Annotated in this window: 12 protein-coding genes; 8 read left to right on the forward strand and 4 right to left on the reverse strand. The window is 41.1% G+C overall.

Translation table 11 applies throughout. The features are described 5' to 3' along the window. Positions 1-374 precede the first annotated feature (374 nt). The gene (locus QTN47_RS19835) at positions 375-1232 is read right to left on the reverse strand and encodes a sigma-70 family RNA polymerase sigma factor (protein ID WP_369331158.1); all 858 of its coding nucleotides are present in this window, start codon (positions 1230-1232) and stop codon (positions 375-377) included. A 342-nt stretch (positions 1233-1574) separates the two neighbouring features. Here QTN47_RS19835 and QTN47_RS19840 point away from each other — a divergent pair, with 342 nt between their 5' ends. Next, positions 1575-2588, forward strand: coding sequence for a threonine aldolase family protein (locus QTN47_RS19840; protein ID WP_369331159.1), 1014 nt, complete (start codon positions 1575-1577; stop codon positions 2586-2588). A 328-nt stretch (positions 2589-2916) separates the two neighbouring features. Here QTN47_RS19840 and QTN47_RS19845 read toward each other — a convergent pair whose 3' ends face one another. After that, positions 2917-5310, reverse strand: a complete 2394-nt coding sequence (locus QTN47_RS19845; RefSeq protein WP_369331160.1) for a S9 family peptidase — start codon at positions 5308-5310, stop codon at positions 2917-2919. Positions 5311-5580: 270 nt separating this feature from the next. On the opposite strand from QTN47_RS19845, the gene pgi reads away from it, so the two are divergent. Further along, the gene (gene pgi / locus QTN47_RS19850; RefSeq protein WP_369331161.1) at positions 5581-7233 is read left to right on the forward strand and encodes a glucose-6-phosphate isomerase; all 1653 of its coding nucleotides are present in this window, start codon (positions 5581-5583) and stop codon (positions 7231-7233) included. 492 nt (positions 7234-7725) lie between these two features. Beyond that, complete coding sequence (gene dnaG / locus QTN47_RS19855; RefSeq protein ID WP_369331162.1) at positions 7726-9654, forward strand: DNA primase; 1929 nt, start codon at positions 7726-7728, stop codon at positions 9652-9654. Positions 9655-9845: 191 nt separating this feature from the next. Here the strand turns inward: dnaG and QTN47_RS19860 are convergent, their stop codons facing one another. Continuing rightward, positions 9846-10931 (reverse strand): DUF3810 domain-containing protein, encoded by a 1086-nt coding sequence (locus QTN47_RS19860; RefSeq protein WP_369331163.1) that lies wholly within the window; start codon positions 10929-10931, stop codon positions 9846-9848. Between the two features lie 126 nt (positions 10932-11057). Here QTN47_RS19860 and QTN47_RS19865 point away from each other — a divergent pair, with 126 nt between their 5' ends. The 4 genes from QTN47_RS19865 to QTN47_RS19880 all read left to right on the forward strand — a co-directional run bounded on the left by QTN47_RS19865 (position 11058) and on the right by QTN47_RS19880 (position 15164). Further along, entirely contained in the window at positions 11058-11600 is a 543-nt protein-coding gene (locus QTN47_RS19865; protein ID WP_369331164.1) for a YceD family protein, read from the forward strand. Positions 11601-11621: 21 nt separating this feature from the next. Further along, positions 11622-11816 (forward strand): 50S ribosomal protein L32, encoded by a 195-nt coding sequence (gene rpmF / locus QTN47_RS19870; RefSeq protein ID WP_369331165.1) that lies wholly within the window; start codon positions 11622-11624, stop codon positions 11814-11816. 38 nt (positions 11817-11854) lie between these two features. After that, on the forward strand, positions 11855-12811 hold the full coding sequence (plsX, locus tag QTN47_RS19875; protein WP_369331166.1) for a phosphate acyltransferase PlsX: 957 nt from the start codon (positions 11855-11857) through the stop codon (positions 12809-12811). A gap of 205 nt (positions 12812-13016) precedes the next feature. Then, positions 13017-15164: a catalase gene (locus tag QTN47_RS19880; RefSeq protein WP_369331167.1), complete on the forward strand. Its 2148-nt coding sequence runs from the start codon at positions 13017-13019 to the stop codon at positions 15162-15164. A gap of 100 nt (positions 15165-15264) precedes the next feature. Here the strand turns inward: QTN47_RS19880 and QTN47_RS19885 are convergent, their stop codons facing one another. Continuing rightward, positions 15265-15414, reverse strand: a complete 150-nt coding sequence (locus QTN47_RS19885) for a Sec-independent protein translocase subunit TatA/TatB (RefSeq protein WP_369331168.1) — start codon at positions 15412-15414, stop codon at positions 15265-15267. Between the two features lie 455 nt (positions 15415-15869). On the opposite strand from QTN47_RS19885, the gene QTN47_RS19890 reads away from it, so the two are divergent. Then, positions 15870-17129, forward strand: a complete 1260-nt coding sequence (locus QTN47_RS19890; RefSeq protein ID WP_369331169.1) for a cation:proton antiporter — start codon at positions 15870-15872, stop codon at positions 17127-17129. The last annotated feature ends 89 nt before the right edge of the window (positions 17130-17218 follow it).

Genomic DNA, 17218 nt, shown 5'->3' on the forward strand with positions numbered 1-17218 from the left:
CATTGAGCCCCAATAAATACAGTACTTTACGGTTAATCTATCCCCACATGTACTACAGTAAGACAAACAAAAATGCAAGCAAAATACAATTCAATCCAGCTAATTGGACATTTCGTTTAAAATCAGGCAACCAATAAAAAAGGCGCGAAACCCGCGCCAGTTGTGTATTTTTCACACTTTTTTATTCTTGTGTTTTGGGACGACTCGTTTTCGCCCCCATAAGATTTAATTCAGCCTTTCAAAAAGGCAATGTTTTGCCTTTTTACTTTTGAATTTTGACTTTCCCCCACATCGTACATCTAACATCGTACATCATACACACAAAAAAAGCCTCCCGCAACCGGAAGGCTTTCTCTCTATACATTTCGGAATTATTATCCTAAGTATGCTTTCAAAGCATTGCTATAGCGCGCTTTTTGAAGGCGTTTAATAGCTCTTTCCTTGATCTGGCGAATACGTTCTTTGGTAAGATCATATTTCTGACCAATTTGTTCGATGGTAACACCATTTTCGCCATCCAGTCCAAAGTAAGCATTTACTATTTCAGCTTCACGCGGACTAAGAGACTTTAATACACGGCGTATTTCTTCTCTCAGAGAATCTTTCATCACATCATCATCTGTATCATCACTACCTTCAAGAAGGTCGCCCATTGCTACGTCTTCGGCTTCATGAACCGGCGCGTCTAATGATGTGTGACGTGTGTTACTTTGGAAAATGTTGTTGATTTCGGTCTCGCTCATTTCCAAAATGTCAGCTAATTCTTCTGTACTTGGCTCTCTTTCATGTTCCTGTTCAAAAGCCATGTAAGCCTTATTAGCCTTGTTGTAGGTGCCAATTTTGTTTTGAGGCAGGCGGACTAATCTACCCTGCTCTGCCAACGCCTGTAAAATGGACTGGCGAATCCACCATACTGCGTATGAGATGAATTTGAAACCCTTGGTTTCGTCAAAGCGTTGTGCCGCTTTAATAAGGCCGAGGTTACCCTCGTTAATTAAGTCGCTAAGGGAAAGGCCCTGGTGCTGGTACTGCTTAGCAACAGATACCACGAAACGTAAGTTGGCCTGCACCAATTTGTCTAAAGCTCTCTGATCTCCCATCTTAATTCGCTGGGCCAGTGTGGTTTCCTCTTCAGGAGTGATCATAGGAATCTTGGAGATTTCCTGCAGATACTTTTCTACTGCCTGCGAATCACGGTTGGTGATCTGGGTGGCAATTTTAAGCTGCCTCATAATTGGTATTGCTTGTTTTACTTATTGACAAAAGCTTTATAGGAACGTTTATAGTGTATGTGCAAAATATATCCAAAATACAAAATAAAGCTGCAAAAGTACAACGGTTTGCTATAATATACTAATAAATGTGTAAAAAAACAACATTTATGTTAGTAAAACCCACTTATTTTTGCCAATTTGTTAAAGAAAACTCAATTAAAATCCCATTTAAACGCCCCTCTTATTATAATAACATGCAATTTTTTTCTTTGTTGATGCCTTTCTGTTAAACCATTCAATTATTTTATTCCTTATACGTATCCATCTACAATTGAGCCAAACATTTATATCTTCGTTCGCATGATTGATTACAGATCAGATACAATTACCAGGCCAACGGCCGGAATGCTGACAGCAATGCATGATGCTCCCTTGGGAGATGACGTTTTTGGTGAAGACCCGACAATTAATGCATTGGAGGAAAAAATCTCTACGCTGTTTGGCATGGAAGCCGCGATCTTTTGCCCGAGTGGAACCATGACCAACCAGATAGCCATAAAATGCCACACTCAACCCGGCGACGAAGTTATTTGCGATAAACTTTCCCATATCTATCAATACGAAGCTGGTGGTATAGCTTTCAACGCAGGCTGCTCTGTACGCTTGATTGAAGGCGACCGGGGCAGAATTACAGCAAAACAGGTGATTGAAAACATCAATCCTGATGATGTACATAAACCGGTATCGACCCTGGTTTCGCTTGAAAATACAGCCAATCGTGGCGGCGGAAGCTGTTATGATTTCGCTGAAATAGAAGCTATCAGGCAGGTTTGTGAAGCAAATCAGCTGCATTTTCACCTGGATGGCGCCCGGTTATTCAACGCCCTGGTTGCAAAAAAAGAGACGCCTGAACAATATGGGAAAGCGTTCGAATCCATTTCTATCTGCCTCAGTAAAGGTCTCGGTGCGCCTGTCGGTAGTGTATTACTTGGCAAGAAAGAATTTATCCGAAAGGCAAGAAGAATACGAAAGGTATTTGGCGGAGGCATGCGCCAGGCAGGATCTCTCGCGGCGGCAGGTATTTATGCTTTGGACAATCATGTCGCGCGACTGGCCCAGGATCATCTGCACGCAAAATTGATTGCAGATGCATTGGCGCAAAAAGATTTCACCGGAAACATCTTACCCGTTGAAACCAATATCATCATTTTTGAAGTGAAAGGAAGATTTACTGCAGCACAACTAGCTGCGAAATTTTTGGAAAATAATATAAGAGTCATTGCCATCTCTCCTACACAAATAAGAATTGTTACGCATCTTGATGTAACAGAAAGCATGGTGCAAAAGACAATTGATGTGATCAACAGTCTTTAGTTGATGTTGAAGATAATTACGGTCTACGAAAGTTTAACAAATGAATCATAAGTTATGAGACTTGCGTTACAACTGAGTTTACAGAAACATAATTACGCTGACCTGCACAATCCCGAAGGGATGAAATTATTATAGAAAATTATTATCACCATTCGTTAAAACCCGAAGCCCGCCTGACCGAACGGGCAGGGGTTGACATTATACAGTGTCACCCTTTCAGGGTTTAAATAAATGTTTCGTCTATTGTTATAATAATTTCATCCCTTCGGGATTTGCTCTGAAGAAAGTTGTCCTACACTTTGAAAGTGTAGGACAACTTTTTCAGGGCCTATTTAGTCAGCATCGACAACTCTCCCATATTCCTTTGTGGTGGTTCTATATGCAGTAGGTTTCTTACAAAAAAATCGCGTCTTTTCAATTTTCCATAAGCTCCGCCACTTGTATGATCCGAGCCCGGGATCGGAAGAAAATCAAAGGTTTTATTAGCCTTAATGAGTGCGTCTGCCACACGGTAAGTTGATTCAGGCGGTACATTGGTATCGGCTTCTCCCACCATCAGCAGCAGGTTTCCACACAGTTTGGATGCATTTGTAATATTGCTTTGTTCTTCATACCACGATCCGATCGGATAACCCATCCATTGCTCATTCCACCATTGCTTATCAACACGGTTGTCATGACAACCACACGAAGCCACGCCAGCCTTATACCATTCCGGGTGAAACAGTAAACCACCCAATGCATTTTGTCCGCCGGCAGATGTTCCGTATAGCCCCACCCTGGACGTGTCTACATAGGAATATTTAGCTGCAAGCGCTTTCATCCACAGGATACGGTCAGGAAAACCCGCATCAGCCAGGTTTTTCCAACAAACATCATGAAATGATTTACTGCGATTTGCTGTACCCATACCATCAATCTGAACAACAATAAAACCAAGATCGGCCAGACTTTGCATTTCAGAATAGTATGGCATAAAACTCTTTGGCACAAATGCATCCTGCGGTCCCGCATAAATATTCTCAACTACCGGGTATTTCTTTGTGCTGTCAAAGTCAGCAGGCAAACAAACAATACCATAAATATCAGTTTTACCATCACGTCCCTTTGCCAGGAACGGCTCTGGCAGCCGTTTTACTATTGCGAGGAATTTGCCGATATCCGCACGCTCGATCTCCGCTATTTTCTGTCCTGTTAATGTGTTGTGCAATTCAGTTACAGGTGCTGTGTTCACTTCTGAATAAGTATCCAGATAATATTTTTTATCAGGAGAATACACAATTTTATGATTGGCCCGGACCGGGGTAAGATCAATCAGATCATTACCATCAAATCCAATGCGATAGTAATGTACATAATAGGGGTCCTCCCCGTCATTCACACCGTTTGCTGAAAACCAGATCTCACGCTTTTTCTCATCAATACTGTCAATGTTCTTCACTACATAATTACCCCTGATTATCTCAGTTTTAATGTCTCCGCTTCTTGCATCCACCAGGTATATGTGCCTCCAGTTATCCTTCTCCGATGTCCACAAAATTTCATTAGTTTCAGGCATATAGTGTGTGTAAATCCGGTTGGCGTAAATGAATGTTTTAGCCTGCTCATCCAACACAGTGCGTGCATTACCGCTGGTCACATCAACTTCAATAATTCTGAATCGTTGATGACCGCGATCAACTTTTTCATAATAAAAATGAGTATTGTCTTTTGTCCAGTATAACCTTGGCGCATCAAAAAAATCAATCACTGCCGTATTCACTTTTACCGCTGATGGTTGTACCACAGGGAAAATGTACATCTCATAAGTAGTGAACGGATCGCCTGGTTGTTTGTAAGGATGGGATTTCAACTGGCCGCGGGTAGTACCGCTGACAGATGACAGCACATAATAGACTGCGGAGTCCTCTATCGGTGTTATATGATATCCGATCACATATTTGCTATCCGGGCTCCATGCCAACGAACCGTATGGATGAGCGTTTGAACCATCCCTGGTATACTGCACGGCTTCGCCCCCATTGACTGGTTTAACAAAAATGTTGTTGTCTTTAATGTATGCAGTATACTGCTTGTTTGGAGAAAGACTGTCTGTTGCAAAGTTCTCCCAACGGCTGGGTGGAGGATTAAACTGATGATTGTTCTTAGCAATATGTGGCAACGAATCTATTACTTTCAGCGCATTCTTCTTGATATCAAACCGGTAGTACTTATTTTGACAGGCAAATGTCATTGATGAGCCCGCTGCGTTAAATGAAAGATTATCCAGGAAAAGACGTTCCGGTTTGATTGCCGATCCGGTATTTCTGCTTAGCGCGCCAGCCAGTTCAGCTTCATTAAATGCCTTTCGTTTGACGCCCGTTTCCGCGTTCACCAGCAGATATTCGGTTGTGCTATCCTGTAATATGTTTCGATACCAAAATGCTTTGTTACCGGGCAGCCAATGAGCGTCAACAGAAGTCTTGTAAACTGAATTTTTTACTGCACTGTCTTTTGCCTCCACCGAACGATAACTTCTTATCATTTCTTCATGGGAAGGGACGTAGGGCGCTGACGGAGCTTTTTGTGCGAAGACAAAAACAATATTTGTACAAGCAATTGCAAAGTAGAATAATCTTAAGCTGGTTCTTGCAAACATGGAACGTTTTTGAATAAAATGAACTATGAAAATAACATCAGTAACAAGAATTTGCCCGCCTGATTTTAACTGCTTATATCCCATAATTGACCGTTTTATCGTTGAAGGAGAAGTTCTTCAAATACGCGCAGTTTCAATTTAAATTAAGGAACGCACCAGGCTAATGGCTCGGCGTGTCCGGTGCCGGTCGAAAAAATTTCGATACAGAGATAATGCAATGCACAATTTTATGAATCAATGACCGGATTGTTCATCAAACCGGTTAATCATATCGAAGATCAATTAACCTTTTTTCGGGATTCTTTTTTACATTCGCAGGCGCTGTTTCAGCATCAACGAAATTAAACGATCAATATGTTCCCGAAAATCAATCCCACAACTACACAGGCCTGGTTGCTTCTTAAAAAACATTACCAGGAAGACATGCAAAGAACCAAAGTAAAAGACTTGTTCAAGAACGATGCAGATCGTTTCAAAAACTTTTCGATTACATTAAATAGCATAGTGTTTGATTATTCCAAGAATATCATTACGCCAAAGACTATTCAGCTATTGCAGCAGCTTGCAGAGGAATGTAAAGTAAAGGATGGCATCAATGCCATGTTTTCCGGAGAGATCATTAACGAAACAGAACAACGTTCCGTTTTACATACTGCGCTGAGGAATTTTTCAGGGCAGCCGGTTATGAGTGAAGGGAAAGATGTAATGCCGGATGTAAAAAAAGTGCTGGAACAAATGAAAAACTTTTGCGCGTCTATTCATTCCGGCGAATGGAAGGGTTATACCGGCAAAAAGATCAAATATATAGTGAACATCGGCATTGGTGGTAGTGACCTTGGACCGGTAATGGTTACAGAGGCGCTGAAGCCTTATTGGGTAGATGGCATTGAAACCTATTTTGTAAGTAATGTTGATGGTACGCATATAGCTGAAACTTTGAAAAAAGTAACGGCAGAAGAAACGCTCTTCCTGATTGCATCTAAAACATTCACAACGCAGGAAACCATGACAAACGCACATACTGCGAGAAACTGGTTTCTTGAAGCAGCTAAAGATGAGTCGCAGGTCGCCAAACACTTTGCAGCATTAAGCACAAATGAAAAAGAAGTAACAAAGTTTGGTATTGATCCTGCTAACATGTTCGCGTTTTGGGATTGGGTTGGCGGACGCTATTCTTTGTGGAGCGCAATCGGTCTTTCAATTGCCCTTACAGTTGGATATGACAATTTTGAATCTTTGTTGAAGGGCGCATATGCTGTTGATGAGCATTTTAAAACAACAGCTTTTGATAAAAACATTCCGGTGATAATGGCGCTTGTCGGTTTGTGGTACACCAATTTCTTTGGTGCGCAAACAGAAGCTATTTTACCGTACGATCAATATATGCACCGTTTCCCCGCATACTTCCAGCAGGGCAATATGGAAAGCAACGGAAAGTATGTAGACAGAAATGGCAACGAAGTAAATTATTCAACCGGACCGGTGATCTGGGGTGAACCCGGAACAAATGGCCAGCATGCATTTTACCAGTTGATTCACCAGGGCACTGTTTTGATTCCTTGTGATTTTATCGCTCCTGCAATTAGCCACAACCCAATTGGGGATCACCATGTAAAATTGCTAAGCAATTTCTTCGCTCAAACAGAAGCCTTAATGAATGGTAAAACCGAAGCAGAAGTAAAAGAGGAATTAGTTAAGGCTGGCAAATCAGAGGAAGAAATAAAGAAATTACTTCCATTCAAAGTATTTAAAGGCAATAAACCGACCAACTCTATTCTTGTTAAAGAAATTACACCTGAAAGTTTGGGTAGCCTTATTGCATTATACGAACACAAAATTTTTGTTCAGGGTGTGATCTGGAACATTTTCACTTTTGACCAGTGGGGCGTTGAGCTTGGCAAACAACTCGCCGGTAAAATATTGCCGGAGTTGGAAAATGAAGATGTTATCGCATCTCACGATTCTTCCACCAACGGATTGATTAATTTGTACAAGCAAATGCGATAGTTACGTTGTAAGTTATAAGTTGTACGTTTTACGTTGAAGAACCGTAGAACGTACAACTTCTCTTCTTGTTTGGAAGGCAATTCAACACAACCTACACACTTTTTGTTCGCCATGCTGCGATACTTTTACGATTCTTCTGTATTATTTGAATGTCCTTTGTTTTGTAAACCGGCCCATTCATTAAAAAATTGATAAACTCATCTTCTACAGAGTTTATAAGCATTCTTGGCTTTTCAATTTTCTTTTCTTCTGAAGAAAATACTTTGATTATTTGTATTATTTGCTTAGCTAGCATCAAAAATATAAATTCGTAGTACGAATTTATATAATATTATTATTGTCGCTTCTTTCAAAGCAAATGGATAGTAAATTCAATTTGTGGTGTTACGCAAACAATAATCAGAACTTGTTGCATATATTCAAAAACGTAAAACGTACAACGTAAAACTTCCAACTTTCTCTACATTTGCACTCTTAACCTGTCGCTTAATCATGATTACACAACAAACCATACAACAGATCACAAGTCGCATCGACATAATTGATGTTGTCGGAGAGTTTGTTAAGCTGAAGAAGCGCGGTGCCAATTACCTGGGGTTATGCCCTTTCCATGGCGAAAAAACGCCCTCTTTTACGGTTTCTCCTGCGAAAGAGATCTACAAATGCTTTGGATGCGGAAAAAGCGGCAATACCATCAGCTTCCTGATGGACCTGGAGAAATATAGCTATGTTGAAGCGCTAAAATGGCTGGCCAATCGCTATAATGTTGAAATAGAAGAAACGGAAGTAAGCGATGAAGTAAGGCAACATCAACAGGCGGCTGACAGTTTATATATCATCAACAATTTTGCTCAAAAGTTTTTTGCAGATAAGTTGTTCAATTCCGATGAAGGTCAGAGTGTTGCGTTAAGTTATCTTGAAGAACGCGGCTTCCGGGATGATATTATAAAAAAATTTCAGCTGGGTTACAATCCACAGGAAAAGAATGCCCTGGTAAAAGAAGCACTGGGACAGCAGTTCAATATTGATGTACTTGTTAAATCAGGCCTTGTTGTTAACCGGTATGAAGAACCGGTTGATAATTACCGCGGACGCATCATTTTCCCCATTCATAACAACAGCGGCAAAATAATTGGTTTCGGTGCTCGTGTGATTGGCAAAGCTGACCGGGCGCCCAAATACATCAATACACCCGAAAATGAGATCTATGTAAAGAGTAAAATCCTTTACGGATCCTATTTTGCACGCCATGCAATAGACAAGAACGACGAATGTTTACTGGTTGAAGGTTATACGGATGTTATTTCGCTGTATCAGGCCGGCATAGAAAACGTTGTGGCCAGCGGTGGTACGTCTCTCACCATCGATCAGTTAAAACTGATCAAGAAATACACCAACAACCTGACCATCATTTATGATGGCGATGCTGCGGGTGTAAAGGCTGCCCTGCGCGGGTTGGATATGGCCCTGGAAGAAAGCCTGAACGTAAAGCTGGTGCTTATTCCTGACAAGGAAGATCCGGACAGCTATGTAAATAAGGTCGGTGCGGACCAGTTCCGTGAATTCATTAAAGGCAATAAAAAGGATTTCATTCTTTTCCAGCTTGAGGTAATGCTCAGGGAAGCCGGTAATGATGTCAGCAAAAAGAATGATGTTGTCAACCACGTCGCGGAAACCCTGAGCAAAATCAACCGTGCTGAGGATTTTACCAAGCAGCAGGAATATATCAGGCAGTGTTCGTCCATCCTGAAAATTGATGAACTCGGTCTCACCAATCTTGTCAACAAGTACAAGAGGGATCAGTTAGCAAAAGAAGAGAAGAAAGCTGCAGCTCCGGCTCATGATCCTTTTCTCCAGGAACCTCCGCCGCCGGAAGAATTTTTCGATGGGGCAGATCTGTTGCAACGCGATGAGATCAATGAAAAAAGTGTATTGCGTGTTCTGGTTGAATATGGTCTGGATGAATTTGAAGAAGGCAGAACGATCGCACAATATATATTTGACGAGTTAGAGGAATTTCATATTGAAACACCGTTGCTCGAAAAAGTATTTGATCTCTACAAGGCGCAATACGAACAGGGACTGGAACCGTCTGCCAAAACCCTTCTGTATAATGAAGATGCACAGATCCGCGACCTGATCGTGAATCTTACGCTTTTCAGGCACGAGCTAAGTAAGCGCTGGGATGAAAAGATGGAAAGCATTATCTCTGTTATCAAAGATACCCGCATACAGGATGCCATTTCAAGCGTAAACTATCTGAAGCTAAGCAAGATCAAAAAAATGTTTGATCAGAACCAGCACGATATGGAGCACGCGACCAGCTTCGAGGACCAAATGCGTCTCATCGAAATTCACAAGCACCTTAAGAAGATTGAAATAGAGCTTACGAAAATAATAGGTAGTGTAATTATTAAGTAGCTGGCAGCTATCAGCTGTCAGCCGTCAGCTATTAGCTATTAGCTATCAGCAAAATGCAAAGACACAATTATATTATTTCTATCAAAAACACCAGGCATTCGAGGAACTTAAGTTTTCAGCTTTAGGCTTTGAGCTTTAAGCTGGCACCAATCTGGTCTTCAACGTAAAACGTATAACTTATAACGTACAACTTAAATAACCCCATACTTCTTCCTGTACGCAATCAGCCACCCTACCACTTCATTATAGCTGTCAATGCCCTTTGGTTGATTATTGGCTTTCAGGTAGTTACTGTAGAACACTTTAATAAAAGGTTCAATTGGGTTTCTGTATTGTTTAAAAAATTTGCGGTATTCTTTTATATCGAGTTTAACGAGTGTATCCAGCTGCTTATAATTTGCCCGGGCTGCAACGCTGTCACGCATAAACAGTTCATTGTTTGCATAGCTGAAAAGGTCAAAATAAACGGAATAATTAAAACGGACATCCTTACTTCTTGCCGCGACAAGATAACCTACAAAATTAGCCTCACTCTCGCTTCCATAGCCGAGTTGATGAGCAACTTCGTGACAAGTCACATAAGGCAATACAAAACGCGGCGGCGTAACATTTACCTGCGACTCTGCAGTAAAGGGATTGTAATAGCCGAGAAATCCCATATAGTTGCCCAACTTGCCATAAAGCGAGGATTTTATTGATGGATGATCATAACGCAAAAAAGGAAAGCTGGCCTGAACGGACTGGTAAGCTTCAACCGTTCCGTGGAAAATATTTTCGTTTGACGGATAGGCAAGCTTTTGAGAGTCTATTTGTCGCCGGCATGAATTCACCTTTGTTAAAAGATCTGCCGTTAAACGCTGCAGTTCCGGAACATCATATTCTCTCGGATCTATTTTTAACTGGTATGCAATCCCCAGCCTGTCATAGTTCAATCCCCAAAAAACATTAAAAATGATGTATAGCCATAAGAGCCGGTTAACGCCAATGCGAATTGAATCTGCCAAAGCAGCTTTTTCTTTCCGAAATCTGATTAGTGCAATGATTAGCCAGAAAAGGCTCTTGATCAGCCATATGGCAACAAGTGCATAAAGAATATCGCCCAGGCTAAAAGGTATATGGGACTGGATTACACGTAATTTTGGGGCGAACCAGGGAAAGAAACCTGTTGAATAATACCGTTCAACACTATCACCAAAAACAGAAAAGATCCTGATCAGCACAACAATAAAAATCAATATTCCGGTCTTAATCCATTTATATCCTGCTTTTATCTCCATCTTTGTGCAAAAGTTATTGGTTCCGTAAAATCTATTCACAATTAAGTAAAGATTAGGGATAAAACCAATTTTCCTTTGCTATTTAGTATTTTTAGCATACCTTTGCCACCCCTAAAAAAATAACCGATGAGTAACCGGAGGGAATTTGAAATAGCATTTGTGGGCTTAAAGCCGGGGATTCATGAGTTTGATTATGAAATTAGGGACAAGTTCTTTATACCTTATGGCGATCAGGATTTTAGCAACTGTAACGCCAATGTAAAACTTCAACTGGATAAGCACAATGGTTTTATGCTGCTGAAGTTTGATATTGGAGGTTCTGTTGATGTTTCCTGCGACCGTTGCGGAAACCCTCTACCGCTGCAATTGTGGGATGAATTCAAAATTGTAGTGAAGATGGTGGACAATCCTGAGGAAATGAACGACCAGGAAGAAGATCCTGATGTTTATTATATCAGCCGCGGTGAAAGCCATTTGCACATTGCCAACTGGATCTATGAATTCATTAATCTGAGCATTCCGATGCAAAAGATGTGTGGAGAGGATGAAATGGGCGGACCAAAATGCAACAAAGAAGTTTTGGAAAAACTCAGGCAGATGGAAAATGATGTGAAGGAGGAAAAGAACCCATTATGGAAAGGTTTAGATCAATTTAAAAATTTAGAATAACTATTTAATAAATCGTTAGTTATGCCAAATCCCAAACGCAGACACTCACAGCAACGCAGCGCAAAAAGAAGAACGCATTATAAAGCTGAGACTGTTACATTAAGCAAGGATACAACAACAGGTGAAACACATGTTCGCCATCGTGCACATGTTAGTGAAGGTAAATTATATTACAAGGGTAAATTAGTGGCTGAGAAAGCACCTTTGAAAGCTTAACCTTTTAGTTTCCAACATATTTTTGTAGATTGCCGGGCATGAATATAGGCTTAGACATGATGGGAGGCGATTACGCTCCCTTAGAGGCTATCAAAGGCCTTAAATTATTTCTAGACGAATATACTGGCCCGGTTACTTTATTTTGTATCGGGCAGCAAGAGAATTTCACTTCTTTGCTTGAAGAGCACAAGATAGATCAGTCGCGCATTAAAGTAATTAACGCTCCCGAGGTAATCGGTTATCACGAACATCCTGCCAAAGCGTTGAAGGAAAAGCAGCAATCTTCTATTGCTATTGGCTTTCACCTGTTATCCTCCGGAAAGATTGATGCATTTGCAAGCGCCGGAAATACCGGGGCAATGCTTGTTGGTACAATGTATACCATCAAAGCCATTGAAGGTGTTCAACGTCCAACTATTGCCACTGTTATTCCCAAATTAAACGGCACCACAGGTTTGTTACTTGATGTTGGTTTGAATGTTGACTGTAAACCGGAGCATTTGAATCAATTTGCAGTTTTAGGCAACCTCTATGCACAAAAGGTGCTTGGAATTGACAAGCCTACTGTTGGCTTACTGAACATTGGTGAAGAAGAAGGCAAAGGAAATCAGTTGGCTCAGACCACCTATCCCCTGCTGAAAGAAAATGCGTCCATCAATTTTATTGGTAACGTTGAAGGTCGCGATCTGATCCAGAATAAAGCAGACGTGGTTGTATGCGATGGGTTCACTGGTAATGTTATTCTTAAAATGGCTGAAACCATTTATGACATTGCAGTGCACAGAAAACTGGAGGACGATCAATACCTGCATCGTTTTCACTATGAGAACTACGGAGGAACTCCTATCCTGGGCGTTGCAAAACCAGTTTTAATTGGTCATGGCATCAGCAATGATGTGGCTTTTAAAAATATGATCCTTCAGGCAGTCAAAATGGTGGAATCGGATTTTTGTAACATCATCAAATCCGCTTTTCATTCAGAAAAAGTAGACTAGACAAACATAATATTGAAAAAGGATAGAGCTAAATGTTCTATCCTTTTTTTATTTCTATAATCCCCTTGTGTACAAAAGTCAACAATTGACCTGAGGTTATTTTTTCCTTTGGTATCCATCCAGGCCGTTCATCCGTCTTATTTTGTACAGGTATGTTTCTTGTTGAACGATTTCCATCTCTCCATGTTCACCTAAACATACAACTATGCCAAGTAAACCGAATGCCAAAGGCGGCACTGAAAAAGACAAAGACCTGCAACCGGATATCGAGGTAGGCGCGGATCAGTTTATGACAACCGATCAGGGTGTAAAAATCAATGACGACCAGAATTCTTTAAAAGCCGGAGATCGCGGCCCCACACTGCTGGAGGATTTTATACTGCGCGAAAAGATCACCCATTTCGATCACGAACGTATCCCGGAACGCGTTGTGCATGCAAGGGGCACTGCTGCACACGGTTACTTCCAGGTATATGAATCAATGGCAAAATATACAAAAGCCAAATTCCTGCAGGATTCAGCTGCAAAAACACCCGTATTTGTGCGCTTTTCGACCGTAGCAGGTTTTAGAGGTTCTACTGATCTTGCGCGGGATGTGCGGGGATTTGCAGTCAAGTTCTATACAGAAGAAGGCAATTTTGATTTAGTGGGAAACAACATACCTGTGTTCTTTATTCAGGATGCCATAAAATTCCCTGATCTTATACATGCCGTAAAGCCGGAACCGCATAATGAAATTCCGCAGGCGGCGTCGGCCCATGACACGTTCTGGGATTTCATTTCACTAATGCCGGAATCCATGCATATGATCATGTGGGTAATGTCTGACAGGGCCATACCACGCAGCTTAAGAATGATGGAAGGATTTGGCGTGCACACTTTCCGTTTTGTAAACGAAAAAGACGAGGCTACGTTTATAAAATTTCACTGGAAACCATTACTGGGCGTGCATTCCGTGGCATGGGACGAAGCGCTGAAAATTAGCGGAAAAGATCCGGATTTTCACCGTCGCGATCTGTATGAAGCGATTGAAAATGGCGCCTTTCCGGAATGGGAACTGGGTGTTCAGATAGTGCCGGAAAAGGACGAGCATAAATTTGAATTTGACCTGCTGGATCCCACGAAAATTATTCCGGAAGAATTGGTTCCCGTGCAGCGTATTGGAAAAATGACACTGAACAGAAACCCGGATAATTTTTTTGCAGAAACTGAACAGGTTGCATTTCATCCAGGGCATATTGTTCCTGGTATTGACTTCACCAATGATCCGTTATTGCAGGGAAGACTGTTTTCCTATTTAGATACACAACTATCCCGGTTGGGAAGCCCGAACTTCCATGAAATTCCGATCAACCGGCCTGTTGTTCCGGTGCATAATAATCAGCGCGACGGACATATGCGTCAAACGATCAATAAGGGTGTTGCAAGCTATCACCCGAATTCTATAGGAGGTGGCTGCCCGTTCCAGGCGAAAATGGCAGAAGGTGGATTCTCATCTTATGGAGAACGTATTGATGCGAAGAAAATACGCGAACGTAGCTCGAGCTTCTTCGATCATTTTAGTCAGGCTACCTTGTTCTTTAATAGTCAGTCAGAACCCGAAAAGAATCACATTATTGACGCACTGCGGTTTGAATTGGGAAAAGTTGTCCGCGAAGAAATAAGGGAGAGAATGCTTGGCCTGCTTTCTAAAATTGATAAAATCCTGGCAGAAAAAGTGGCTGCAGGTCTGGGGTTAAAAGTACCTGCAAAACCAATAGAACCAATGAACCACAGCATGCCGGCCGATGCTGATCCAAAAAAATACCAACCGAAAGTGATAAAATCATCTATTGAGCGGTCGGAAGCTTTAAGCATGGCAAATACAATAAAGAATACCATTAAATCAAGACAGATAGCAATGCTGGCTGCCGATGGTTCTGACGATAAGGCGATTGATAAAATGAAAAAGGCCCTGGAGGCAGAAGGTGCTACGACAATGATCATCGCTCCAAGACTTGGATACCTCAAAACGGCAAGCGGAAAAGAAATGAAAATTGATCAAAGCTTTTTAACGTCCTCTTCCGTGTTTTTTGATGCAGTATATGTTCCGGGAGGTGCCTCTGCCACCTTATTACAGGAGCCTGACGCTATACATTTTGTTACTGAAGCTTACAGGCATTGCAAAGCCATTGCAGCAGATAATGATGGTGTTGAGTTACTGGAAGCATCCGCAGCGAACAGTAAGATGGAAGATAATGATAACCTGGCCCAGGATGGATTGATTTTAAATTCACCGCCTGAGGCTTTTATAAAGGCGATTGCGCAGCATAGGGTTTGGGAAAGAGAGAAGTTACATAAAGTGCCAGCGTAGTAGCAGTCAGCTATCAGTAGCAGGAAGATTTACTAAAAGTGAAAAAGGTTGCAGCTTTTAAACTGCAACCTTTAAATAAGTTGATGCAAGACAATGATCGTTATTTCTTTTCGGACTTTTTTTCAGTATCAACTTCTTCATTGAAGCTGCGAATACCTTTGCCTACACCCTTCATGAATTCAGGTATTTTGCGAGCACCAAACAATACCAGTATCACAACTGCAATTAATAATATTTCCTGAAATCCCATATAGCTGTATTTAAAACGATGAAAAAAGGTTTGTACCCACAGCAAGATAGTAAATGTTGACCTTAAATAACTTTTCCAAAGCGCTTTTTTACGCTGTGGTGATTATAATACACATATCATTAGGATCCAGCAATCGAAGCTAAGGCTACAATTAACTGATTTACAGTCCTTTAATTTTCAACCTTCCTGATGGCATATTTTTCTGATACAGTTAAAAAAGATATTATGAAAACTGTGTTAACGAAAAGTGAACCAACAGAAAGAAAAAAAAATTTCTTGTCCAGACATTTATCGTCAATACTCGTCGGAATCTTAATAATAACCTTCATCATTATATCTATTTATATCGCTGTGCGCGCCTATTACAGCGGCAAATAAAATATGCCGCAAGCGGAAGATGAAGTTTACCAAAAATAAAATTGATATGCCTGAAGGCTATTCTGTAAAAAACGTCTATGGATCTTTACAACACCTTTTCCATAGTAATTGTTCTGGCGGCCTTTACGGCTTTCATCAATCAGCGGTTTTTTAAATTGCCGAATGCCATCGGCGTAATGATCATTGCTGCTATCCTGTCCCTTCTTCTATTATTGACAAGCAACATATTTCCTGTATTATTCAGAGATAGTTTCAAACTGCTTCAGACAGTTAATTTCAGTCAATTACTTATCAGCATTCTGCTTAATTTTCTGCTTTTTGCTGGAACTATCCGCATTCGTATAACAGATCTTCATCAACATCAGCTTTCAGTTATTTTGTTTTCAACGTTGAGTGTTGTGATCTCTACTTTTATCGTTGGCTTTCTTATGTACATCATATTACAGGCACTTCATATGAACGTTCCTCTTTTGCAATGTTTATTATTTGGTGCCCTCATCTCTCCCACCGATCCTGTATCAGTTTTGAGTATCCTTAAAGACGCTAAAATGAGCAAGTCGCTGGAAACAAAAATAGCCGGCGAGTCTTTGTTTAATGATGGCGTAGCCCTGTTGTTATTTTTTACCATATTACGTTCTGTACACGATCCTGGTGCAAGCATTACAATCAAAGAGATCAGCTATATTTTTTTTAAAGAAGCTGTTGGCGGATTGGTTCTTGGCGTTGTGCTAGGCTTTATAGCGCTTAGAACGGTGAAGGGCATTGATGACCACAATATTGAAGTGATGATTACCCTTGCAGTAGTGATGGGCGGCTATCTGCTGGCAAAGAAACTGAATGTTTCCGCGCCGCTGACAATGGTCGCAGCCGGCATTTTTATTGGTAACTATGGAAAGAAATACGCTATGTCCCCCGTTTCCCGTGATTACCTGGATAAGTTCTGGGAGCTGATTGAAGAAATCCTTAACGTGATCTTATTTGCGTTGATAGGTTTTGAAATTCTCTTTATCAAACATTTTCAATACTACTGGGTTGCAGGAATTGCATCTATCGGCATTGTGCTGTTTGCACGCTTTATATCGCTATGGTTACCGTCCTTTGTAATCAGGCTGCGGGAAAAAATGAACTTGTATATCCTGTGGTTCTTAACCTGGGGCGGACTTCGCGGAGGAATTTCGATTGCATTGGCACTGTCATTATCGCAAGGGTTACATAAAGACCTTTTCTTGTTTACAACTTATTGCGTTGTCTTGTTTTCTATTGTTGTGCAAGGACTCTCGATTGAACGGTTAGCGAGAAGGCAGAGAAGGAAGCTGCAGAGGAAGTTGGAGGTGTGAGGGAAGTGGAAAGCTTAAAGCCTAAAGCTTAAAACTGAAAGCTGACAGTCATGGTTCGTCTCTCACGAAACACCATGTATTACCCGGTC

Source organism: Danxiaibacter flavus (assembly GCF_041060425.1).
Taxonomy (GTDB): Bacteria; Bacteroidota; Bacteroidia; order Chitinophagales; family Chitinophagaceae; genus Danxiaibacter; species Danxiaibacter flavus.